19 protein-coding genes and 1 pseudogene are annotated in these 22,998 nt (G+C 72.7%); 13 read left to right on the forward strand and 7 right to left on the reverse strand.

Annotated features, from left to right (window positions below):
- Positions 1–63 precede the first annotated feature (63 nt).
- Genes Aau02nite_RS16935 through Aau02nite_RS16945 form a run of 3 tightly spaced genes read right to left on the reverse strand, consistent with a single transcriptional unit; the run spans position 64 to position 3,601 of the window.
- Positions 64–837 carry a glycerophosphodiester phosphodiesterase family protein gene (locus tag Aau02nite_RS16935; protein WP_212989381.1) on the reverse strand — a complete coding sequence of 258 codons (774 nt, stop codon included), beginning with the start codon at positions 835–837 and terminating at the stop codon, positions 64–66.
- The gene (locus Aau02nite_RS16940) at positions 828–2,573 is read right to left on the reverse strand and encodes an acyl-CoA dehydrogenase (RefSeq protein WP_212989382.1); all 1,746 of its coding nucleotides are present in this window, start codon (positions 2,571–2,573) and stop codon (positions 828–830) included. Before Aau02nite_RS16940 ends, Aau02nite_RS16935 begins: the two co-directional genes overlap by 10 nt.
- Before the next feature lie 20 nt (positions 2,574–2,593).
- Positions 2,594–3,601, reverse strand: a complete 1,008-nt coding sequence (locus Aau02nite_RS16945; RefSeq protein WP_246595206.1) for a LacI family DNA-binding transcriptional regulator — start codon at positions 3,599–3,601, stop codon at positions 2,594–2,596.
- 282 nt (positions 3,602–3,883) lie between these two features.
- Here Aau02nite_RS16945 and Aau02nite_RS16950 point away from each other — a divergent pair.
- The 5 genes and pseudogenes from Aau02nite_RS16950 to Aau02nite_RS16965 all read left to right on the forward strand — a co-directional run.
- Positions 3,884–5,181: pseudogene (locus Aau02nite_RS16950) on the forward strand (neutral/alkaline non-lysosomal ceramidase N-terminal domain-containing protein); the annotation flags it as partial.
- A complete protein-coding gene (locus tag Aau02nite_RS46475; protein WP_281420994.1) occupies positions 5,155–5,730 on the forward strand; it encodes a neutral/alkaline non-lysosomal ceramidase C-terminal domain-containing protein in 576 nt (191 codons plus the stop codon). The pseudogene Aau02nite_RS16950 and the gene Aau02nite_RS46475, both read left to right, overlap by 27 nt.
- A gap of 122 nt (positions 5,731–5,852) precedes the next feature.
- Positions 5,853–7,661, forward strand: coding sequence for a LamG domain-containing protein (locus Aau02nite_RS16955; protein ID WP_212989385.1), 1,809 nt, complete (start codon positions 5,853–5,855; stop codon positions 7,659–7,661).
- 92 nt (positions 7,662–7,753) lie between these two features.
- The gene (locus tag Aau02nite_RS16960) at positions 7,754–8,629 is read left to right on the forward strand and encodes a helix-turn-helix domain-containing protein (RefSeq protein WP_212989386.1); all 876 of its coding nucleotides are present in this window, start codon (positions 7,754–7,756) and stop codon (positions 8,627–8,629) included.
- Between the two features lie 71 nt (positions 8,630–8,700).
- On the forward strand, positions 8,701–9,564 hold the full coding sequence (locus Aau02nite_RS16965) for an MBL fold metallo-hydrolase (RefSeq protein WP_212989387.1): 864 nt from the start codon (positions 8,701–8,703) through the stop codon (positions 9,562–9,564).
- A gap of 95 nt (positions 9,565–9,659) precedes the next feature.
- Here Aau02nite_RS16965 and Aau02nite_RS16970 read toward each other — a convergent pair whose 3' ends face one another.
- Together Aau02nite_RS16970 and Aau02nite_RS16975 are read right to left on the reverse strand one after the other, a co-directional pair.
- Positions 9,660–11,333: a glycoside hydrolase family 99 protein gene (locus Aau02nite_RS16970; RefSeq protein WP_246595207.1), complete on the reverse strand. Its 1,674-nt coding sequence runs from the start codon at positions 11,331–11,333 to the stop codon at positions 9,660–9,662.
- Positions 11,334–11,521: 188 nt separating this feature from the next.
- Complete coding sequence (locus Aau02nite_RS16975; protein ID WP_212989388.1) at positions 11,522–12,967, reverse strand: MFS transporter; 1,446 nt, start codon at positions 12,965–12,967, stop codon at positions 11,522–11,524.
- A gap of 72 nt (positions 12,968–13,039) precedes the next feature.
- Between Aau02nite_RS16975 and Aau02nite_RS16980 the strand changes: the two genes are divergently transcribed.
- Genes Aau02nite_RS16980 through Aau02nite_RS16990 form a run of 3 tightly spaced genes read left to right on the forward strand, consistent with a single transcriptional unit; the run spans position 13,040 to position 15,074 of the window.
- Positions 13,040–13,612: a TetR/AcrR family transcriptional regulator gene (locus tag Aau02nite_RS16980; RefSeq protein ID WP_212989389.1), complete on the forward strand. Its 573-nt coding sequence runs from the start codon at positions 13,040–13,042 to the stop codon at positions 13,610–13,612.
- A gap of 35 nt (positions 13,613–13,647) precedes the next feature.
- Positions 13,648–14,124, forward strand: coding sequence for a MarR family winged helix-turn-helix transcriptional regulator (locus Aau02nite_RS16985; RefSeq protein ID WP_212989390.1), 477 nt, complete (start codon positions 13,648–13,650; stop codon positions 14,122–14,124).
- A gap of 44 nt (positions 14,125–14,168) precedes the next feature.
- Positions 14,169–15,074, forward strand: a complete 906-nt coding sequence (locus Aau02nite_RS16990; RefSeq protein ID WP_212989391.1) for an LLM class flavin-dependent oxidoreductase — start codon at positions 14,169–14,171, stop codon at positions 15,072–15,074.
- Positions 15,075–15,151: 77 nt separating this feature from the next.
- Here Aau02nite_RS16990 and folP read toward each other — a convergent pair whose 3' ends face one another.
- Positions 15,152–15,949 (reverse strand): dihydropteroate synthase, encoded by a 798-nt coding sequence (folP, locus tag Aau02nite_RS16995; protein ID WP_212989554.1) that lies wholly within the window; start codon positions 15,947–15,949, stop codon positions 15,152–15,154.
- A 248-nt stretch (positions 15,950–16,197) separates the two neighbouring features.
- Between folP and Aau02nite_RS17000 the strand changes: the two genes are divergently transcribed.
- Positions 16,198–17,817: an ABC transporter transmembrane domain-containing protein gene (locus Aau02nite_RS17000; protein ID WP_212989555.1), complete on the forward strand. Its 1,620-nt coding sequence runs from the start codon at positions 16,198–16,200 to the stop codon at positions 17,815–17,817.
- Positions 17,814–19,547: an ABC transporter ATP-binding protein gene (locus Aau02nite_RS17005; RefSeq protein ID WP_246595209.1), complete on the forward strand. Its 1,734-nt coding sequence runs from the start codon at positions 17,814–17,816 to the stop codon at positions 19,545–19,547. The genes Aau02nite_RS17000 and Aau02nite_RS17005 overlap by 4 nt, the downstream gene beginning before the upstream one ends.
- Positions 19,548–19,551: 4 nt before the next feature.
- Here Aau02nite_RS17005 and Aau02nite_RS17010 read toward each other — a convergent pair whose 3' ends face one another.
- Positions 19,552–20,793, reverse strand: a complete 1,242-nt coding sequence (locus Aau02nite_RS17010; protein WP_212989392.1) for a sulfite oxidase — start codon at positions 20,791–20,793, stop codon at positions 19,552–19,554.
- A gap of 222 nt (positions 20,794–21,015) precedes the next feature.
- Between Aau02nite_RS17010 and Aau02nite_RS17015 the strand changes: the two genes are divergently transcribed.
- Genes Aau02nite_RS17015 through Aau02nite_RS17025 form a run of 3 tightly spaced genes read left to right on the forward strand, consistent with a single transcriptional unit; the run spans position 21,016 to position 22,942 of the window.
- A complete protein-coding gene (locus tag Aau02nite_RS17015) occupies positions 21,016–21,870 on the forward strand; it encodes a hypothetical protein (protein WP_212989393.1) in 855 nt (284 codons plus the stop codon).
- Positions 21,867–22,295, forward strand: coding sequence for a phage holin family protein (locus tag Aau02nite_RS17020; RefSeq protein WP_212989394.1), 429 nt, complete (start codon positions 21,867–21,869; stop codon positions 22,293–22,295). Before Aau02nite_RS17015 ends, Aau02nite_RS17020 begins: the two co-directional genes overlap by 4 nt.
- Positions 22,271–22,942 (forward strand): DUF3618 domain-containing protein, encoded by a 672-nt coding sequence (locus Aau02nite_RS17025; RefSeq protein ID WP_212989395.1) that lies wholly within the window; start codon positions 22,271–22,273, stop codon positions 22,940–22,942. The genes Aau02nite_RS17020 and Aau02nite_RS17025 overlap by 25 nt, the downstream gene beginning before the upstream one ends.
- Positions 22,943–22,998 lie beyond the last annotated feature (56 nt).

A 22,998-nucleotide genomic window follows, 5' to 3' on the forward strand; every position in this document is an offset into this window, starting at 1 on the left:
AACGCAGGCCGATTATCATCGACGCATAACACGCCGTCAATGCCTTCGTTACCGGACTTGTTGTTATGAGAGCGGGAGCCCGCGAGTCGCGTACACGTCGCGCAGCACCTCGGGGCGGTCGGTCATGATGCCGTCCACGCCCAGGTCGAGCAGCCGGCCCATCTCCACCGGGTCGTCGATCGTCCAGACGTGCACGTGCAGGCCCAGCCGGTGCGCCCGGGAGACGAACCGCCGGTCCACGATCGGCACCCGGCCGTGGCGGACCGGGACCTGAGCGGCCACCGCGGAGGGGGCCAGGCGCAGCGGGATGCCCACCCAGGACGACATCCGCAGCTGCGCGACCTGGCTGCGGCCCAGCGAGGTGGCCACCCGCGGACCGGCCAGCGCCCGTACCCGGGCCAGCCGCGCGTCGCTGAACGAGGCCAGCAGCACCCGGTCCTCGGCGTGGCTGTGCCGGATCAGCTCCACCGTGGGCCCGGTCGCGGCGTCGGCCTTGACGTCGATGTTGAACCGCACCTGCGGCCAGGCGGCCAGCACCTCGTCGAGCCGCGGCACCGCACCCGCCCCGCCGATCCGCAGCGTCGTCAGGTCGGCCCAGCGCAGGTCCTCGATCCGGCCGGCGGTGCCGGTGAGCCGGTCCAGCGAGGCGTCGTGGAAGACCACCGGCACGCCGTCCGCGGTGGTGTGCACGTCCGTCTCGACGTACCGGTAGCCCAGGGCTATCGCGCGGGCGAACGCCTCGGCTGTGTTCTCGTCACCGGCGGCGGCCCCGCCGCGATGGGCGAACGCGAGCGGGGTGGGGGAGTCCAGAAAGGGCAGCCGGGCCCTTACAGACACGCGTCGTCCAGGTCGGCCAGCAGCGTGTCCCCGCTCTCCAGCAGCTCGAACCAGGCCGTGGTGCGGGGCAGCTCGTGGGTGAAGAAGTAGCGGGCGGCCAGGCGCTTGCCGTCGTAGAACGGGCCCGGCTTACCGGCCGCGGCCGTCGCCTGCTCCAGCCACATCCACGCGATCACGAGGTGGCCGGCCGCGTTCAGGTAGGCGGTGGAGTTGGCCAGGGCGCGTTCCGGGTCGCCGTCCGACCACAGCTTGGCGGTGACCTCGGCCAGCCGCTCGCAGCCCGCCTCCAGCAGCCGTGCGTAGCCGGCGAACTCGGCCGGGGCGCGCCCGGCGGCCTCGCGGATCGTGCGGACCAGCAGCTTGAGGCCGGCCCCGTCGCGCATGACCACCTTGCGGCCCAGCAGGTCCAGGCCCTGGATGCCGTCGGTGCCCTCGTGGATGGGGTTGAGCCGGTTGTCGCGGTAGAACTGCTCGACCGGATACTCCCGGGTGTAGCCGTAGCCGCCGTGCACCTGGATGGCGTGGTCGTTGGCCAGCAGGCACCACTGCGCCGGCCAGGCCTTGACGATCGGCGTCAGCACGTCCAGCAGCAGCGCCGCCTCCGCCGCGTCGCCGGTCTCCTGCTCGTCGACGAGCTTGGCCGCGTACAGGACCAGGGCCAGGCCGCCCTCGACGTAGGTCTTGGACGCCAGCAGCATCCGGCGCACGTCCGGGTGCCGGATGATCGGCACCGGCGGGGCCACCGGGTCCTTGCCGGCCACCGGGCGGCCCTGCAGGCGCTCCCGGGCGTACGCCAGCGCGTGCAGATAGCCCGTGTAGCCCAGCGCCACCGCGCCGGCTCCCACGCCGATGCGCGCCTCGTTCATCATCTGGAACATGTAGGCCAGGCCGCGGCCCTCCTCGCCGACCAGGTACGCCTCGCTGTCGGTGAACGACAGCACCGCGTTGGTCGTGCCCCGGAAGCCCATCTTGTGGTTGAGCCCGGCCAGCTCCACGCCGTTGCGCTCGCCCACCCGGCCGTCGCCGCCCACCAGGTGCTTTCCCACGATGAACAGCGACAGGCCCTTCACCCCGGCCGGTGCCCCGGTGACCCGGGCCAGCACCAGGTGCACGATCGTCTCGCTGAGCTCGTGGTCGCCGCCGGAGATCCACATCTTGCTGCCGGTGACCCGGTAGCTGCCGTCGCCGGCCGGCACGGCGCGGGTGGTGACGTCACTCAGTGACGAGCCGGCCTGCGGCTCGGACAGGCACATCGTGCCGGTGAACCGCCCTTCGAGCATCGGCTCGACGAACCGCGCGACGTGCTCCTCGGCGGCGTGGGTGAGCAGCAGGTTGGCGTTCGCCATGGTCAGCAGCGGGTACGCCGAGGTGGCGATGTTCGCGGCCTGGAACCAGGCGAAGCAGGCCCGGGCCACCACGTGCGGCAGCTGCAGCCCGCCGACCGCCTCATCCATCGAGCCGGCCAGCAGCCCGGTGTCGTTGAACGCGGTCAATGCGGCCTTGACCTCGGGGATGATGTGCACCCGGCCGCCGTCGAAGCGCGGCTCCTCGGCGTCGTTGCGCCGGTTGTGGGTCGCGAACTCGCGCTCGGCGATCTGCGCCGAGACCTGCAGGAAGGCGTCGAACGTCTCGCGGGAGTGCTCGGCGAAACGGGGCCGGGTGGTCAGGGCGGCCACGTCGAGCCACTCGTAGAGCAGGAACTCGAGGTCGCGCTGCGAGAGGATGCTGGACGCCATCAGCCCACCCTAACGGCCGGTCAACCGCGCGGCGGGCGGGTGCTGTCGCGGACGATGAGCTCGGTGGCCAGCTCGATGCGGGGCGCCTGGATCTCCTCGCCGCGGGCCAGCCGCAGGATGCTGCGGGCGGCGAGCCCGCCCATCTCGGCCAGCGGCTGGCGGACCGTGGTCAGCGGCGGGGACGCCCAGCGCGCCTCCGGCAGGTCGTCGAAGCCGACCACGCTCAGGTCATCCGGCACCCGCATGCCGCGCTGCCGGGCCGCCTCGTGCACGCCCAGCGCCATGGTGTCGCTGGAGGCGAAGATCGCGGTCGGCGGGTCGGCCATGGCCAGCAGCGACGCGCCCCCGGCGAAGCCCGAGTCGTAGAGGAAGTCGCCCTGGCGGATCAGGCTCTCGTCCGGGGTGAGCCCGGCGGCCTCCAGGCCGGCCCGGTAGCCGTCCAGCCGGGCCCGGCTGCACAGCAGGTTCTTCGGGCCGGCGACGAAGCCGACCCGGCGGTGGCCGAGCTGCACCAGGTGCTGGGTCGCCGACAGGCCACCGGCCCAGTTGGTCGCCCCGATGGTGGGCACGTCGACCATGGCGCCGCCGGCCGGGTCGATCACCACGACCGGGATGTTCAGCCGCTGCAGCTCCGCGTAGACCGGCGTGCTCACGTCGGATGTTACGAAAATCACGCCGTCGGAGGCCCGCGCGTAGAGGTTCTGCAGCCATTGCCGGGTCGCGGTGCTGCGGCGGTGGACCGCCGAGACCACCGTGCCGACCCCGGAGGTGTGCATGACGTCCTCGACGCCGCGGATGAGCTCGACCGCCCACGGACTGTCCAGGTCGTTGAAGACCAGGTCGACCAGAGCCGCCTTGCCGGCCTGCTGGCGGGAGGCCCGCCGCCGGTATCCGTGCTGCTTGAGCAGGTTCTCCACGGTCTCGCGGGTCTGCGGCGACACGTCGGCGCGGCCGTTGAGCACGCGGGAGACCGTGGGTACCGAGACTCCGGCTTCGCGGGCGATCGCGGCGATGGTCACGCGGGCCACTGGCGTCTCCTCGTAAGTTTCGGATGCAGTTTTCGGAAGTATTCCACAGTCCTCGGCGGAAAACATGAAAGGGATTAACATCTGCGAATATCGATCGGCCTCGGTGTCCCCCCGGAGGTGCCCATGTCCCGTCCGTTCACCGCCCTCGCCGCCGTCCTGCTCCTGCTCATCCCGGCCCAGCCCGCCGCCGCCCGGCCCGTCGCAGCCGCCGCTCCCGCACCCGCCGGCTACCGGGTCGGAGCCGGGATCGCCGACATCACCGCCGGTGTCGCCGAGGTCGGCATGCTCGGTTACGCCGACCCCGCCCAGACCACCGCGGGCCTCGCGTCGCGGCTGTGGTCCCGGGCCTTCGTCGTCGCCGACGGCGCCGGCAAGCGGGTCGCTCTCGTCAGTGCCGAGGTCGACTTCATCACCCAGGCCGTGCAGGTGGAGGTGCTCAAGCGCCTCCAGGCCCGGTACGGCACCGCGTACACCGATCAGAACCTGGTGCTGACCGCCACCCACACCCACTCCGGGCCGGGCGGCTTCGACGAGCACGTCCTCTACAACCTGACCACCCTCGGCTTCGAGGCCCCGGTGTTCGAGGCGATCGTGGCCGGCATCGTCCGCTCGGTCGACGCGGCCCACGCCGACCTGGCCCCCGGCACCGTGAAGATCGCCGAGGGCACCCTGAGCGGGGCGAACGTCAACCGCTCGATCGAGCCGTTCCGGGCCAACCCCGCCGCCGACCGGGCGCGGTTCCCGGACGCGGTGGACACGCGGATGACGGTGTTGCGCTTCGAGCAGGCCGGCCGATCGGGCTGCTGAACTTCTTCGCCACCCACGGCACCTCGATGACCCAGCACAACCATCTGATCAGCGCCGACAACAAGGGCTACGCGGCGCACCTGATCGAGCGGGGCGGGTACGGCGACGACTTCGTGGCCGCCTTCGCGCAGACCAGCGCCGGGGACATGTCACCCAACCTGCGCAACGGTGGCGCTCAGGGCCCGACGGATGACGAGTTCGCCAACACCCGGATCATCGGCAAGCTGCAGGCCGACAAGGCGCGGCAGCTTTTCGACGGGGCCACCGAGGTGCTGAGCGGCCCGATCGACGCCCGCGGCCGGTACGTCGACTTCTCCGCCGTGCCGGTGGCAGGCGCGTACACCCCGGACGGGCAGGCTCATCGCACCTGCCCGGGCGCGCTCGGGCAGAACTTCACCGCCGGGGCGGAAGACGGTCCCGGCCCGGACATCGTCGACGAGGGCGACCTCAGCACCAACCCATTGCTGCTGGTGGCCGGCATCGTGGTCAACCCGACGCCGGCCGCGGTCCGCGCCTGCCAGGCACCCAAGGACGTGTTCCTGGGTACCGGCAGCCAGCAGCCGCCGTGGACCCCGCAGGTCATGCCGTTGCAGGTGCTGCGGATCGGCCAGCTCGCGGTCACCACCGCGCCCGGCGAGTTCACCATCGTCGCCGGCCAGCGGGTCCGGGACGCGGTCGCCGCGCAGCTCACCGGCGTGGCGACGCGCCACATCCTGGCCGGCTACGCCAACGCGTACGCGGGCTACGTGACCACGCCGGAGGAGTACGACCTGCAGCACTACGAGGGCGCGGCGACCCACTTCGGCCGCTACACGCAGTCCGCGTACGCGCAGGAGCTGGCCAGGCTGGCGGCGGCGTTGCGCGACGGGCAGGCCACGCCCAGCGCTGTGCGGCCGCCCGCGCTGCCGCAGAACAGGATCAGCGTGCGGCCGGGCGTCGTCCTGGACTCCCCGCCGCTGGGCAGGTCCTTCGGCAGCGTGCTGACCCAGCCCGCGGCCGCGTACGCCCGCGGCGCCGCGGTGCGGGCCGACTTCGTGACCGGGCACCCGAACAACAACGTGCGCACGGGGGGCACCTACGTCGAGGTCCAGCGGCAGGTCGGCGGGGCCTGGCAGACGGTGGCCACCGACTCGCAGTGGCAGACGCTGTACCGCTGGAAGCGGGAATACCTCGGCGTCTCGACGGCGCAGATCACCTGGACCGTGCCGGGGGACGCGACCGCGGGCACGTACCGGATCGTGCATCACGGCGACGCCCGGAGCCTGACCGGGGCGATCCGGCCCTTCACCGGAGCGAGCCGGACGTTCACCGTCACTCCGTAGAGGTGATTACCGTACCTTTTGCAGCCTTTCGGCCGGTTATCTGAGCCGATCGCCGGATCGGCGCTCGCGTCCTTTGGGCGCGGGCGCCGTTAGCTTTCGTTGTGCGTAATAACCGAATTGGCATGAAATCTGTAGTACGCCGGCTCGCCCTCGTCGGCGTCTCCACCGTCGTCGTCGCCGTGGGCGGCGCCGCCCTCGCCGAGGTGGTGTCGGGCAGACCGACGCCGTCGCCGTCGTTCAACGGCCCGGTGTACGCGATCGCCCACCGCGGCGACGTGGTCTACGTCGGCGGCAACTTCACCAGTGCCCTGGTCGGTGGCAAGTCCGTCGCCCGGCCCCGGCTCGCCGCCTACAACGCACGGACCGGTGCCCTGCTGGCCTGGAACCCCGGGGCCGACGCCACCGTGCGGGCCCTCGCCGTCGACGGCGCCACCGTCTACGCCGCCGGCGACTTCGACCGGGTCGCCGGTATGGCCCGCGACGCCGTCGCCGGGGTCGACGCGAGCACCGGCAAACCGACCACCCTCAAGCACAGCGTGCTGGGCCAGCCCAACGCCCTCGCGGTCGGCAACGGCCGGCTCTACGTGGCCGGCCGGCTCACCGCCGTCGACGGGGCGCCGCGGACCAACCTGGCGGCGTTCTCGCTGGCCACCGGTGCGCTGGACGGCTGGGCGCCGACCACCGACAACACCGTCAACGCGCTGGCCGTGTACGGCAACCGGGTCTACCTCGGCGGCGGGTTCCACAAGACCAACGGGGTCAGCTCGACGCTGCGGCTCACCGCGGTCGACGGCACCACCGCGGTGCTGGACAAGAGCTTCCTGCCCAAGCCGGTCTCCCAGGTGTTCGCGCTGACCGCCGACGCCAACGGCGTGTACGCCGCGCTCGGCGGCCAGGGCGGCCGGGCCATCGCGTACACGTTCGGCGGCGCGGCCCGCTGGACTCGGGTCTTCGACGGCGACGCGCAGGCGATCGCCACCCTGGACGGCACCACGTACGTCGGCGGGCACTTCGACAAGGCGTGCACGACGACCAACAACGGGGTCAAGGGCGTGTGCACCGACGGTTCCGTGCCGCGGGTCAAGCTCGCCGCCGTGGACGGCGCGGGCAACCTGACCGACTGGGCGCCGCAGGGCAACGGGGTGGTGGGGGTCCGGACCCTGGCCGCGAACCCGGCGCTCGGGCTGCTCAGCGTCGGCGGCGACTTCACCACGCTGGCCGGTTCCGCGCAGAAGCGTTACGCCGCCTTCGGGGGCCCGAACTCGCCCGAGGCGGGGCCGGTCGCGCCGGAATCGCCGTACGTGGCGTCGTACAACTTCGACTCCACCGTCACCGACGGCACGTTCGACGACGGCTCCGGCAACGGTCACCTGCTCAAGGCGCTGGCGGTCAACGGCGGCGCGGTCAGGACCGTCCCGCACGGCGCCGGCCAGGGCATCGCCTTCCCGGCCAAGTGCGCCGGCACCGCGTGCGCCCGGGTCGTCCTGCAGGCCACCGACGTGCCGGACCTGAACCCCGGGGCCAAGAACCTGCGGTACGGCGCCGACGTGCTGCTCTCACCGGCCGAGACCTCCTCGGGCGAGAACATCATGCAGAAGGGCTACTCCACCGCCGGCGGCCAGTACAAGCTGCAGGTCGACGGCATCTCCGGCAAGCCCAGCTGCGTGATGAGCGACAAGACCGACCCGGCCATCCACGTCGCCAAGAGCCAGACGTCCGTCGCGGACGGCGACTGGCACACCATCGAGTGCCGGCGGACCGGCACCACGCTGAGCATCCTGGTCGACGACAAGGAGAGCGCGAGCGCGACGGTGCCGGCGACGCTGGAGGTCGTCACCCCGCAGCCGCTGAGCATCGGCGGCAAGGGCACGGGCGTCAACAACGACCAGTTCCACGGCAGCCTCGACGACGTCTGGATCAGCGTCGGCTGACGTCCGCGCGGGAGGCACGGCGGATCCCACCGCCGTGCCTCCCACCGGCAGGGTGTGGCTGCGCCCCCGGAGCGCTGCCCATACTCGGTGCCATGGACGCGAAACGACAGCTCGGCGAGTTCCTGCAGACCCGCCGCTCGCAGCTCCGGCCGCAGGACGTGGGGCTGGCCACGTACGGCGACCGGCGCCGCGTGCCGGGCCTGCGCCGCGAGGAGCTGGCACTGCTGGCGGGGGTCAGCGCGTCCTACTACTCCCGCCTGGAGCAGGGCCAGTCGTCCAACGCCTCACCGGAGGTGCTGGACGCGATCGCCCGGGCCCTGCGGCTCGACGACGCCGAACGCAAGCACCTGCGGGAACTGGCCGCCGGAACCCGTGGTGGCACGACCCGGCGCCGGCCCCCGGAACGGGTCACGCCCGCGGTGCGGCAGCTGGTGACCGCGCTCGGCGACGTACCGGTGGTGGTGATGGGCCGGCACAGTGACGTGCTGGCGTGGAACGCCGCCGGGCACGCGCTGTTCGCCGGGCACCTGGACATCGCCGCCCCCGACAGTCGGCAGCGACCCAACCTGGCCCGGCTCGTCTTCCTCGACGAGCACACCCGCGAGCTGTACGCCGACTGGCCGGCCAAGGCCCGCGCCGTGGTCGGGACGCTGCGGATGGCCTCCGGCTGCTTCCCGGACGACCCGCTGTTCGCCGGACTGGTCGGCGAGCTGTCGATGAAGAGCGCACGCTTCGCCGCGATGTGGGCCGACCACCGGGTCAAGGCCCTCGGCGACGCGGTCTACGAGATGCGCCACCCGCTGGTCGGGGCCCTGACCGTCACCCAGCAGACCCTGCGCACGGAGAACGACCAGGCCCTGGTGATCGCAACCACCGAGCCCGGGTCGCCGTCCCGGGCGGCGCTGACGTTACTGGCGCACAGCACGGCGACGAGCCGCAGCGCGCCGGCCGAGCGGGTCAACGACTGACTTTCCCCTCCCCGCGGGTGCTCCGACGAGAGCGCCGGACCCCGCACGCCCTCAACCCCTCAGGAGCGACCATGCACGAGATCAAACTCGGCGACGTCATCGTGACCCGCGTCGAGGAGATGCACGGCCCGATCATGGCGCCCAGTGCCTTCTTCCCCGAGCTGCCGGCCGACGCCTGGCAGGAGCACCGCGACCTGCTGGTGCCCGACCACCTCGGGGCCGACGACGACCGGGTGCACGCGGCGATGCAGACCTGGGTGCTGCGCAGCGAGGGCCGCACGATCCTGGTCGACACCGGCGTCGGCAACGACAAGACCCGCCCGTCGGTGCCGATGTGGGACCACCTGGACCGGGACTTCCTGGACCGGCTGGCGGCGGCCGGCGTACGCCCGGAGGACGTCGACCTCGTCGTCAACACCCACCTGCACGCCGACCACGTCGGCTGGAACACCCGGCTGGTGGACGGGCAGTGGGTGCCGACGTTCCCGAACGCCACCTACGTGATGCCCCGCGCCGACTACCAGCCCCGGACGCCCGGCGACGCCTTCTCCGACAGCGTCGTCCCGGTCCACGAGTCCGGCCAGGCACAGTTCTGGGAGGACACGTACGTGATCGACGCGAACCTGCGTCTGGAGGCGGCGCCCGGGCACACTCCCGGCTCCGGCGTCATCAAGCTCAGCTCGGGCGGTGACCGGGCCTTGTTCGCCGGCGACCTGCTGCACACGCCGTTGCAGCTGCTGCACCCGGAGCACAACAGCTGCTTCTGCGAGGACCCCGCCGAGGCCCGGGCCAGCCGCCGCCGGCTGCTGGGGTGGGCCGCCGACTCCGGCGCGCTGGTGCTGCCGGCGCACATCAGCGGGCACAGCGCCTTCGAGGTGACCCACCGTGGCGCGGCTTTCGCCGTCAAGCAGTGGGCGTCCTTCCCCCGGTACTGACGTCGATCGCCGGGGAGGGTGGGAGGCCGGCGCCAGCGCGCGCCGGTCCTCCACCCCGGCCCCTGCGGCTGAGGATGGAAGCCGCAGGGACCTGGCTATTCCGCGTACGCCTCCAGCGTGGACAGCTGACCGGCCGGCCATCCCGTGTTGCCGGTGACGGTGACGCGGACGTAGCGCACGGGGGCGCCGGGGAAGGTCACGGTCACCTGGTTGCCGCTGGCCGGGTTGAACGTACGCCCCGTCGCGGCGGACAGCGTGGTGAACGCGCCGCCGTCGGTGCTGCCCTGCACGGCGACGGTCTGGGCGCGCGTCTCCCAGCCCGGCGGCAGGCGCAGGACCAGCCGGGACACCGCCGTGGCGGCGCCGAGGTCGACTTGCAGCCACTGCGGGAAGGCGTTGTTCGCGCTCTCCCAGTAGGAGTCCGGGTTGCCGTCGACGGCGTGGCCCGGGCCGTACACCTGGGTGTGGCTGCTGGCCGCGGTCGGCCGGCCCGCCGCCAGGTCGCGCGCCGGGCCGGGGCCCGGCCCGCCGCCGACGACCGGTGGGGTCGGCCGGGTCGCGGTCAGGGCGAGCCGGCCCTTGAGCATCCGGCCGCCGTCGGCGGTGATCCGCAGGTAGTAGTCGGCCGAGCAGGCGGTGCCGTCCTCGTCGAGGGCGCGGATGCCCGAACCGGCCGGCACGAACGCCGCCGTGGGGGCCGTCTTGGCGATCTGGTTGCCCTCGTTGAACTCGTCGAACATGGACACGTACAGGCCCTGGGAGCCGAGCCGGATCATGTTGTAGAGACTGCGCCAGTAGTAGTCGCCGTGCCGGCGGTGCCCGGACGACAGGTCGCCCGGCAGCACGCAGGGCTGGTAGTCGATCCCGTGCGCCTGGCAGTCGGCGTAGTCCCCGACGTTGGCGTTGGCGTAGTAGGAGTCCAGGTCGGCCGGGGTCGCCGCCCGGCCCACCATCCACGGCGAGATCATGTGGAAGGCGTGGTAGACCTCGGCGAAGCCCGGGCGCGAGTCGTTGATGCCCTGGCGCCACCACGTCGGCACCCCGCCGATGACGTAACAGCCCTGCGCCTTGAACCAGTTGATGACGTCCAGGCAGGGGGCGGGGGTGAACGGACGGCCGGGGTCGTCGAAGCCGAAGCCCCAGATGCAGACGACCGGCTTGCCGTTCTGGCGGGCGTACGCGGGCGACGCCGTGTGGGCCGCCATCTTCGTCAGCCAGTCGTTCTTGATCTCCTGCTGCATCGCGGTCCAGCCGGTGACGTCGTACATGATGTAGAACTTGCGGCCGGTCGCCTCGGCCGCGCCGCGGACCTTGACCGTCATGGCGTCGCGGGTCGGCCCCTCGTCCCCGGTCGGGTTGAAGCGCTGCAGCGCCGCCGTGTCGATGTCGTAGTCACGCATCCAGCGGAAATGCGTGTCGACCGTCTGCTGGTCGTAGGACGAGAACAGCCGGGCGCTCTGGCCGTTGCCCAGCTCCGGGTACGCCGTGGGGTAGCTGTGCCGGAGGTCGGTGAGGTCCGGCCAGGACACGATCGTGGTGTTGGCGGGCGACGGGGGCTGGAAGCGGTCGCGGCTCCAGTGCCACCAGCCACCGATCGGGGCACCGTCGCCGGGGCAGGAGAACCAGCCCTGGTAGCCGACGGTGATCTTGCCGACGACGTCGCCCGGCGGGGAGGCGGCGCCGGCCGGGCGGGTGAACAGGGCGGGGGAGGCGGCCGCGGCGGAGCCGGCGGCCATCGTGGACAGCAGGGTACGGCGGGAGACGGGCACGGGGATGCTCCGATCCGATCCGACCTAGGGGTGGAGGGGGATGTCGGATCGACGGTCATCGTGACAGCGCACGACACACTCCCGCAATAGTTGGACCGAATTCTGAAACATTCGCGATTTCGCACCGCAAGAAGACGCGTGGCTGCGCCGGAGCCCACGATCGGACCCCGGCGCAGCCGGCGGAGCGGTCAGTGCTGAAGCGCCGGGACGGCCTCCGGCACGCTCGGCGGCACCTCGTCGGCCACGGGTGCCGGGCGGCTGGGCAGCCACAGCGCGACGATGGCACCGACCGCGACGATGCAGGCGCCGACGACGACCGCGGGAACCAGCCCGTCGACGAAGGCCTGGCGGCTGGTGTAGTCGCCGGTGGAGCTGAAGATGGAGGCCAGCACCGCGATGCCGACGGCCACCCCGAGCTCGCGGATGGTGTTGTTCGCTCCCGAGGCGACGCCGCGCTCGCGGGCGGTGACGCTGGCCAGCGCCATGGTGCTGATCGGTGCGAAGGTCAGTCCCATCCCGACACCGCTGAGCGCGAACGCGATCACCAGGTCGCCGTAGCTCACGTCGGTCGTGCTGGCCAGCGCGATCCACAGGATGCCCGCGGCCAGCAGCGCCTGCCCCGCCACGATCAGGTTCCGGACGCCGAGGCGGTCGGCGAAGATGCCGGCCAGCGGGGCCACCACCATCGGCGCCATCGTCCAGGGCAGCGTGCGGATGCCCGCGTCCAGCGGGCTGAGGCCCTGCACCACCTGGAAGAACTGGGCCAGCAGGAAGACCGCGCCGAAGGTGCCGGCCGAGAAGGTCAGCGTGACGATGTTGACCAGCGTGAAACCGCGCGAGCGGAACAGTGACAGCGGCAGCATCGGCGCGCTGTTGCGGCGCTGCCAGGCGACGAACGCGGTGAGCAGCACGGCCCCACCGCCCAGCATGGACAGCACGCGGACCGAGGACCAGCCGTGATCCGGGCCGTCCACCACGCCCCAGACCAGCAGCAGCATGCCGGTGGCGGAGAGCAGCAGGCCGAGCGGGTCGAGCCGGACCGCCCCGCCGCGCGACTCACGCAGCACGGTGGTGGCCAGCACCACGGCCACGACGCCGACCGGCACGTTCAGCCAGAAGATCCAGGACCAGTCGAGGCCCTCGACCACCGCGCCGCCGACCACCGGGCCGACCGCGACCCCGAGGCCGCTGATGCCACCCCAGATCCCGACCGCCGCGCTGCGCAGCCGGTCCGGGACCGCCTGGGCCAGCAGGGTCAGCGACAGCGGGGCGACTGCGGCGCCGCCCAGTCCCTGCACCGCGCGGGACGCGGTCAGCATCCACGACTCGGTGCTCAGCGCCGCGGCGGCCGACGCGAGCGTGAACAGCACGATGCCGCCCACGAACATCCGGCGGCGGCCGATCCGGTCGCCGATGGCGGCGGCGGTGAGCAGGAAGGCGGCGAACGGCAGCGTGTACGCGTTGACGAACCACTGCAGGTCGGTGACGGAGGCGCCCAGATCCGCGCGGATCACCGGCAGGGCCGTGGTGACCACCAGGTTGTCCAGCGTGACCATGAAAACCGGGATGCCGACGGCGGCCAGGACCGCGGCGAGAGGGCGGGACCGGCCGGGTGCAGCCGCTTGGGTGGACATCGGATCTCCCTAGTTGTTATTCACTGATAACTAGCTGAGGCCACCGTAGTTATCAACTGATAACCTGTCAACGTGACCAGGACCCGTCTCACTGCCGAGGAACGCCACGAGCAGCTGGTGGCCGCTGCAGTCACCGCCTTCGCCCGCGGCGGCTACGCCGGCACCACCACCGACCAGGTGGCCCGGCTGGCCGGCGTCTCGCAGCCGTACGTGATCCGGCTCTTCGGCACGAAGCAGGCGCTGTTCCTGGCCGCCGCCGAGCACGCCACCGGCCGCGTCGAGCAGCGCTTCCGCCGGGCCGCCGCCGAGCAGGCCGATCTGGAGAGCCTGGGCATCGCCTACGACGATCTGCTGGCCGAGCGGGACCTGCTCACGATGCTGTTGCACGCCTTCGCCGCCGGGGCCGATCCGGCGCTCGGGCCCACGGTGCGCGCCTGCTTCGGCCGGATCTACCGCACGGTCCGGGAGCTGACCGGCGCGGACGAGGATGAGGCCCGCGGCTTCCTGGCGTCCGGCATGCTGCTCACCGTGCTGGGGGTGCTGCAGATCATCGGGCCGGACGCCGTGGCCCGCGAGCCGTGGATGACCGAGCTGATCGGCGTCCACAACGAGAAGAAGGACTGGCTCGGGCCGGCGCCCGAATAGTTCGTCCCACGAATTACCAGTCCTACACTGGTGCGGTGGACAGTACGGACGACGGCCGGATGTCGGTGGTGACCGCCCTGGTGCGCGCCACGTTCCTGGTCAATGCGGTGTACGCCGAATCGGGGCGCGAGCACGGCCTCACCCCGCAGCAGGGGCAGCTGCTGTGTGTGCTGATGGCCGGCCCGCGCGGGATGGGCGAGCTGACCGCGATGCTGGCGCTGGCCAAGTCGAGCCTCACCGGCCTGGTCGACCGCACCGAACGCAACGGCCTGGTCAGGCGCGAGCCGGACCCGCGCGACACGAGGGCGGTGCGGGTCGCGCTGACCCCGCACGGCAGCCGGCTGGCGGCGGATTTCTATGCCGAGACCTGTCGCCGGGTGGAGCAGCTGGCCGCCGGGCTGGGCGCGGCCGAACGCGACGCCCTGGCCGGTCTGCTCGGCGCGGTCGTGCGGGACAACCGGGTGCCCGAGATCTTCCTGGAGCCGGAGATTGCAGTTCGTTACACGAACTAATACAGTTCGTCACACGAACTATTGTCGGTTGGGGAGGCAGGGCCATGTCCGTACCCCGGGTCGTCTTCGGTTTCGGCGCCCACCACGGCATCCACGACGGACCCGCCCTGGTGCGGGCGGCCCGGCAGGCCGACCGGGCCGGGCTCGACCTCGTCTCACTGTCCGACCACCCCTACTTCGGCGCCCGCCTGGACGCGTACGCCGCGGTCGGCTTCATCCTCGGTCGCACCGAGCGGCTCGCCGCCCTGGCCAACGTGACCAACCTGCCGACCCGGCCGGCTCCCATGCTGGCCCGCACGGTGACGTCGCTGGCGGCGCTCTCCGAAGGGCGCGTCGTACTCGGCATCGGCGCCGGCGGCCTGTGGGACCGGATCACGCAGCTCGGCGTGCCACCGCTGTCCCCGGGGGCCGCCGTCGACGCGTTCGAGGAGGCGATCGTCCTGATCAGGAAGCTCTCCGGCGGCGGTCCGCCGGTCACCCACGACGGCCCGCACTACCGGGTGCACGAGCTGGAACCGGCACCGGTGCCCGCCCCACCGGTGTGGACCGGTTCGGTCGGCCCGAAGTCACTGGCCGCGACCGGGCGGGTCGCCGACGGCTGGATCCCCGGGCACGCGGCGGACTGGCTCAGCGGCCGCTACCGGAGCTCACGCCCGGTCATCGACGAGGCCGCGGCCGCGGCGGGCCGCGATCCGCGCGAGATCCGCACGGTCTTCAACCTGCCCGGGGCCATCACCGACCACCCGCTGCGGGCCACCCGCGACGACGCCGGGCGCTGGCTGGGCGGCTCGGTGCAACAGTGGATCGACGAGCTCACCGGGGCGGTGCTGGAGCACGGCGCGTCGGGCTTCACCCTCTTCGCGGCCGGCCACGGCCCGGCCGACGAGATGTCCCTGGGCCGCTGGGCCGAGGAGATCGCCCCGGCGGTCCGGGCGGCGGTCGCCGGTTAGTGTCCGGCGGGAACGGATGCCAGCGCGTCGAGCCGCTCACCGGATCGGTCTCGACCAGACTCGAGCTCTGGAGGACGCTAGATGTTGTGGCGGACGTAGGCCGGGGCGCGCAATCCGAGCATCGCCTCGGTCATCCGGACCGCGTCCACCGCCGCGCGTACGTCGTGGACCCGGACGATCCGGGCGCCCTGTGTCACGCAGAAGGTCACCGCCGCGACCGTGCCCACCAGGCGGTCCTGCTGCGGGCGGTCCAGGGTCTCGCCGATGAAGTCCTTGTTGCTCAGCGCCGCCAGGGTCGGGTAGCCGATCGCCGTGATCTCGCTGAGCCGCCGGGTCAGCTCCAGGGAGTGGTGGGTGTTCTTGTTCAGGTCGTGGCCCGGGTCGATGATGATCTGGTCCGGGCGGACACCGCGGGACAGGGCCAGGGCCACCCGCTCGCGCAGGAAGCCGGACACCTCCGCGGTCACGTCGGCGTACTGCGGGCTCGGGTGCAGGGTGCGCGGCGCCGCCAGGCTGTGGGTGATCACCAGGGACGCGGCCGTGCCCGCCACCGCGTCGGCCATCGCCGGGTCGCGCAGGCCCGAGGTGTCGTTGATGACGCCCGCGCCCGCGGCGATGACCTCCCGGGCCACCTCCGGCCGGTACGTGTCGACCGAGACCACGGCCAGCCCGCGCGCCGCCTCGACGACCGGCAGCACCCGGTTGAGTTCCTCGGCCGCGCTGACCTCGGGCCCGGGCGCGAACGGCACCCCGCCGATGTCGATCCAGTCCGCCCCCGCGTCCGCCGCGGTGCGCACCGCCTCGGCCGCCTTCTCCAGGGCGAACGTGCGGCCCCGGTCGTGGAACGAGTCCGGGGTGCGGTTCACGATCGCCATCACCGTCACCCGGCGCGAGAAGTCGTGCGGGCGGCCCCCGATGACGCGTTCGGCGCAGATCAGCGGGGGTGCGAAGGCAGTCACGCCCGGAGACTAACCGGGCCGTGAACATCGCCCGAATTCGGGCTCCCGCCGATGATCGCTGCTGCTCTAAGGTGCAACGTGTGACGGAAGCAGGACACGCGGTTGCCGACGTGCGTGGTCCGCTGCCGTACCTGTGGTGGCTCGTACGGCGCCAGAAGCTGCGGATCACCGCCGGCGCGGTGCTCGGGTCGCTGTGGATGGTGGGGCTGACGCTCCCGCCGTACCTGCTCTCCCAGGCCATCGACCGCGGCCTGCAGCGGCGCGATCTGCCCGCGCTGGCCGGCTGGGTGGCCGTGCTCTTCGTGGTCGGCGCGGTCAACGCGCTGCTGGCCATCCTGCGGCACCGCACCATGACCAAGATCCGGCTCGACGGCGGTTTCCGCACCGTGCGGGCCGTCATCGCGCACGCCACCCGGCTCGGCGCCGCGCTGCCGCGGCGCATCGGCGCCGGCGAGATCGTCACCATCGGCATCGCCGACGTCTGGGTGCTGGCCCAGGCCCTCACGGTGACCGGGCCCGGCCTCGGCGCCGTGGTCGCCTACGTCGTGGTGGCCGTGCTGCTGCTGAAGATCTCGCCGCTGCTGGCGGTCGTGGTGCTCGCGGGCGTGCCGGTGCTGGCCATCGTGGTCGGCCCGATGCTCAGCCGGCTGCAGCGGGCCGGCGCCCGCTACCGGGATCACCAGGGCGCGCTCGCCGACCGGCTCGTCGACATCATGTCCGGCCTGCGCATCCTCAACGGCCTCGGCGGCAAGGAGGCCTACGCCCGCCGCTACCGGCGCGACTCGCAGCGGGTCGCCGAGGAGGGCTACCTGGTCGGCGCGGTGACCAGCTGGATCCAGGCGCTCGGCGTCGGCCTGCCGGCGCTGTTCCTGGCCGTGGTGATCTGGCTGGCCGCGCGGATGGCCGCCCTGGGCCAGATCACCGTGGGGGAACTGGTCGCGGTCTGGGGGTACGCGGCCGTGCTCGTCGTGCCGGTCGCCTTCTTCATCGAGGGCGGGTTCGACATCAGCCGCGCGCTGGTCGCCGGGGGCCGGGTGGTCGGTTTCCTGCGCCTGCCGGCCGATCCGGAACCGGCCCGGCCCGGCCCCGACGGCCCGGCGGTGCTGCGCGATCCCGAGTCCGGTGTGGTGCTGGTGCCGGGCCGGTTCACCGTGCTGGCCAGCGCCCGGCCCGCCGACGCCGCCGCCGTGGTGGACCGGCTCGGCCGCTACGGGCCGACCCGGGCGACCTGGGACGCGATGCGGGTCGACGGGATCGCGGTCCGGGACCGGATCCTGGTCGCGGACAACGAGGCGTACCTGTTCACCGGCACGTTGGGGGAGATCGTCGCGGGCCGGTCGCCGGTGGACGACGCGGCCGTGATCCGGGCGCTGACCGCGGCCGTGGCGAGTGACATCGTGGACGGTCTCGGCGAGGGCACCGCGTCGATCGTCGACACCCAGGGCCGCAACCTCTCCGGCGGCCAGCGCCAGCGCATCCGGCTCGCCCGCGCCCTGTACGCCGACCCGGAGATCCTGCTCGCCGTGGAGCCCACCTCGGCCGTGGACGCCCACACCGAGGCCGCCATCGCGCAACGCCTGACCTTCGCCCGGGCCGGCCGGACCACGCTGGTGGCGACGACCTCGCCGGCGCTGCTGGACCGGGCCGACATCGTGCACTACCTGGTCGACGGCCGGCTGGCGGCCACCGGGACGCACCGCGCCCTGCTGGACACCGAGCCGGGCTACCGCGCGCTGGTCACCCGGGTGGCGGGGGAGGCCGCGACGCCGGAGGTCGTGCGGTGACCACCCTGCCGGTCGCCGGCGGGGCCCACGTCCGCCGGGCCGCGATCCGGCTGATCCGCGACGACCGGCGGGCCGTCGTGCTGATGGTCGCGCTCAACGCCCTCGCGGCGATCGCCGGGCTGGCCGGCCCGTGGCTGCTGGGCCGCATCGTCGACACGGTGCTGACCGGCCACGCCTCCGTGCACGCCGTCGACCGCCTGGCCGGCGCGATCCTGCTGTGCACGGTCGCGCAGACCCTGCTGGCCCGCTCGGCGCTGGCCGTCGGTTACCGCTTCGGCGAGCGCACCGCGGCCCGGGTCCGCGAACGGTTCGTCGACCGGGCCCTGGCCCTGCCCGCCTCCGTGGTGGAACGGGTGCCCACCGGCGACCTCGCCGCCCGGGGAACCGGCGATGTCAGCACGGTCGCCGTGACGCTGCGCGACGCGATCCCCGAGGTGCTCATCGCCTCCGCGCAGGCCCTGTTCGTCATCGTCGCCGTCTTCCTGCTCGACCCGTTGCTCGGTGTGGTGGCGCTGGCCGGGCTGTCGGCCATCCCGCTGGCGACCCGGTGGTACCTGCGCCGGGCCCCGGCGGCCTACCTGGACGAGGGGGCGGCCGGTTCCGCGCTGGCCGACGAACTGGCCTCGACGATCGCCGGCACCCGTACCGTCGAGGCCCTGAGCCTGCAGCAACGCCGCCGGGCGGTGGGCGACGCCGCGATCACCCGGGCCCGGCGGACCCGGCTGCGCACCCTGTTCCTGCGCAGCGTGCTGTTCCCCGCGGTGGACGTCTCGTACGTGGTGCCGGTGGTGGCCGTGCTGCTCGTCGGCGGCACCCTGTACGTCAACGGGCTGCTGTCACTGGGTGCCGTCGCGGCGACCGCGCTCTATCTGCGCCAGCTCGCCGTGCCGCTGGACGCGATCCTCATCTGGCTGGAGCAGCTGCAGAGCAGCGGGGCGTCGTTCGCGCGGGTCGAGGGGCTGGCGGTGATCCCGCGGGCGGTGGTCACCGAACGCCGCGCCCCCGCCGGGGACCGGATCGAGGCGCGCGGCGTGCGGTACGCCTACGACGGCGGCCGCGACGTGCTGCGCGGCGTGGACCTGACCGTGCGCCCGGGGGAGCGGCTCGCCCTGGTCGGCCGGTCCGGCGCCGGCAAGTCCACCCTCGGCCGGCTGCTCGCCGGCGTCGACCGCCCCCGGTCCGGCACGCTGACGGTCGGCGGGGTGCCGATCGCCGAGCTGCCGCCGAGCCTGCTGCGCCGCCAGGTCGTACTGGTCACCCAGGAGCACCACGTGTTCCGCGACGCGGTCCGCGACAACCTGACCCTGGCCGCCCCCGACGCGTCCGACGACGACCTGCGCTCGGCCCTGGCCATCGTCGGCGCGGACTGGGTCCGCGACCTGCCCGACGGCCTGGACACCCGCCTCGGCGGGGACGGCTTCGTCCTCGACGGGGCGCAGGCCCAGCAGCTGGCGCTGGCCCGGGTGGTGCTGGCCGACCCGCACACGGTGGTGCTGGACGAGGCGACGGCGCTGCTCGACCCGACGACGGCCCGGGACGCGGAACGGTCCCTGGCCGCGGTGCTGCACGACCGTACGGTGATCGCCATCGCCCACCGGTTGCAGACCGCGCACGACGCCGACCGGGTGGCGGTCATGGACGGTGGACGGCTGGTGGAGCTGGGCACGCACGACGAACTGGTCGCGGCGGACGGCACGTACGCGGCCCTGTGGCGCACCTGGCACGGCTGAGCGGTCAGGCGGCCACCACGGGGTGCCGGACCACGGCGTCGAACAGGTAGCCCAGTTCGTTGTACTCCGCCACGTCCGGCTGGGTGTTGCCGCGGACGTCGGTCGCCCGGGCCAGCAGTTCGTGCGCGCCCGCGGCCGGCCGCCAGTCCAGCTCCCAGCGCTGCCAGGCCGCGCCCTCACTGCCGCCGACCCGGCGCGCGCGGCGCCAGGTCCCGCCGCCGTCCGTGCTGACGTCCACGTGCCGGATCGCCCCGGCCGCCGACCACGAGCGGCCGCGCAGCCGCACGTGCCGGCCCGCGGGCACCTGCGCGCCCGGGTCGAGCTCGAAGGCGCTCTTGACCACCTGGCGGTCGAAGGGCTCGCCCTCGGTCGGGTGGTCCGGGCCGAACAGCCGGTAGAACCGGGTGTTCCAGGGTGAGAACAGCGGGACGTCGCTGACCTCGATGCTGCCCAGCCACTTGATCGAGGCGATGCCGATCCAGCCCGGCACGATCAGGCGTACCGGGTGGCCGTGGTCGGCCGGCAGCGGTTCGCCGTTCATCTCGTACGCCAGCAGCACGTCGTGCAGTGCCTTGCGCACCGGCAGCGGCCGGCGGACCGGGCCGAGGTCCACTCCGCCACTGACGAAGTTCGCATCGAGCCCGGCCGGCAGCACGTCCACCGCGTGGCGGCTCAGGCCGGCGCGGCGCAGCACGGTGGACAGCCGTACGCCGCGCCAGCGGGCTACGCCGACGCCGCCGAGCTTCCAAGCCGTGCCCGAGACCGACTGACCCTGCTGGGTGGTGAAGTAGCTGCGGCCGTTGCCGGCGCATTCCACCGTTACGGTGACCGTTTCGCTCGGCAGCCGGCGCAATTCGTCATACCTTAATGTGACCGGTCCGTGCCGTAGTCCGGCGCCGAAGACGCGCAGCTGCCAATCCGCTGCATCGATGATCGGCGTGCTGGTGTGGTTGCGGACGAAAAAACGGTCGATGGGCACCAGATAGCCCTGATCGGCCAGCGCGGACCAGCGCGTCTCGGCGTTGGTGCCCAGCACGGTGAACAGCTCCGGGGGCAGTGGCTTGCGGATCGGCCCGGGTGCCGCAGCGGCGGCGGCGGTGCCGGTGGCCGTCACCCCGGCCAGGCCCGCGCCCGCCGCGGCGGTGAGTTTGAGCAGGTCCCGGCGGGAGAAGCCGGCTGCCTCACCGGCCCGCCACTGGGCCAGCCGGCGCCGGTCGTAGGTGGCCTCGTCCAGCATGTCGTCCATCAGGGTGCTCCTCTGCGGCACTGACCGGTCTCGATCGTCCACAGCATGGTAAACCGATGGGCGCTGTAGGAAAAGGGGGTCTAGGTGAGTACCCGCTGGAAACGGATCTATGCGGAAAGAATTCAGCTCATTGTCTGGCATTTTTACGCGTTAGCCGAGGCGACTGCGGGTAACCAATATCGCGAAGCACCAACGGACGAACGAACCACGATGGAGGCAGCAATGAGTGACCCGTCTGCGGGCGCCCGCGCGCCGGACACCACCCCCCTCGCCGACGCCCCGGTCACCGAGACCTACGCGGCGACGACATATCCCGAGACGACCTACCCCGCCGAGACGTACCCGGCGACCGGTCAGGACTCCTCGGGCGGCGACCAGTCGGCGGTGAAGCAGGCCGCCGGTCAGAGCGCCCAGGCCGCAGGTCAGGCCGCCAGCGACGTCAAGGACACCGCCACGCAGCAGGCCCAGCGGGTCGGCTCCGAGGCCAAGACCCAGGTCCGCAACGTGGCCTCCGAGGTCCGCGGCAAGGTCAGCGAGCAGGCCCGTACGCAGAACGACAAGCTCGTCGGCAGCATCCGCGAGATGGCGGACCACCTCGAGGAGATGCGCGGCGACCGTTCCGACTCGCCCGCGACCCAGATCGTCTCCCGCGTCGCCGACAGCGGCCGGCAGCTCGCCGGTTACCTGGAGACCAACGGGCCCGAGGGCGTGCTGCGTGAGGTCCAGGACTTCGCCCGGCGTCGTCCCGGCGCGTTCCTGGCGGGTGCGCTGGCCGCCGGCTTCGTGGTGGCCCGGCTCGGCAAGGGCGTGGCCAAGGCCGACGACCTGTCGTCGGACAAGCCCGCCAGCGACTCGTTCGTGTCCAACCCCGGCACCTACGACACCGGCTACACCACCCCGGCCACGACCGGTTACACGACCGGGACGACCGGCTACGTGGACCCTGCGGTCAACACGACCACCGGCTACCCGGCGGCCACCACCGAGTACGCCTCGACGGGCACCGGCACGCCGGTCGTCGTCGAGGAGGAGTACGTCGCCGGGACCACACGGGATTACCCGGGCGGCACGCGATGACCGCGCCCTACCCCACCGGTCACTCACGTGACCACGCCGAAGAGGTCGGCGAGACCTCCGTCGGTGAGCTGATCGGCAACATCAGCAACGACCTGTCCACGCTGTTCCGCCAGGAGGTGGAGCTGGCCAAGGTCGAGCTGAAGGAGGAGGCCGGCAAGGCCGGCAAGGCCGCCGGGATGCTCGGCGCCGCCGCCTTCGCCGGTTACCTGGTGCTGGTGCTGCTCAGCTTCGCGCTGGTGGCCGCCCTCAGCAACGTCATGGATCCCGGCTGGGCCGCACTGATCGTCGCGGTGCTCTGGGGGATCGTCGGCGCGGTGCTCTACAGCAACGGCCGCAAGAAGCTCAAGACCGTGGACCCGACCCCGCGGCGCACCGTCGACACCCTCAAGGAGGACGCGCAATGGCTGAAGAACCCGACCGGTTGAGGCAGGACATCGAGGCGACGCGCGCCTCCATGACCCGCCACGTGGATCTGCTGGCGGAGAAGACCAGCCCTACCAAGGCCGCCCAGCGTCGCTGGAGCGCCGTGAAGGAGAAGGTCATGGGTAGCTCGGAGCACGCGAGGCACTCGGCGGGCAACGCCGCGGGCACCGTGCAGGACAAGGCCTCGTCGGCCGCCGGTACCGTGCAGGACAAGGCCTCCTCGGCCCTGGGCACGGTGCAGGACAAGGCGTCGAACCTGACCGACGCCGCCGGCGACAAGGCCCACAGCGCCGCCGACGCGGTGCGGGGCGCGCCGCAGGCGGTGGCCCAGCAGACGCAGGGCAACCCGCTCGCCGCGGGCATCATCGCCTTCGGTGTCGGCATGCTCGCCGCCACGCTGATCCCCGTCACCGACGCGGAGAAGCGGGCCGGCCAGCAGCTGAAGGAGCACAGCGGCGACCTGACCGACAAGGTCAAGGACGTCGCGGCCGAGATGAAGGACGACGTCTCGGGCACGGTGCAGCAGGCGGTCGGCCAGGTCAAGGAGACCGCCGCCGACGCCGCGCAGACCACCAAGCAGCAGGCCCAGTCCTCGGCGCAGGACGCCAAGGACCAGAGCAAGCAGGCGGTCAGCGACGCGCGGTCCTGACCCGTACGACCGACGCCGGGCTGCCCCGAAGGGGGCAAGCCCGGCGTTTGTCGGTT

The organism is Actinoplanes auranticolor (assembly GCF_018332655.1).
Taxonomy (GTDB): domain Bacteria; phylum Actinomycetota; class Actinomycetes; order Mycobacteriales; family Micromonosporaceae; genus Actinoplanes; species Actinoplanes auranticolor.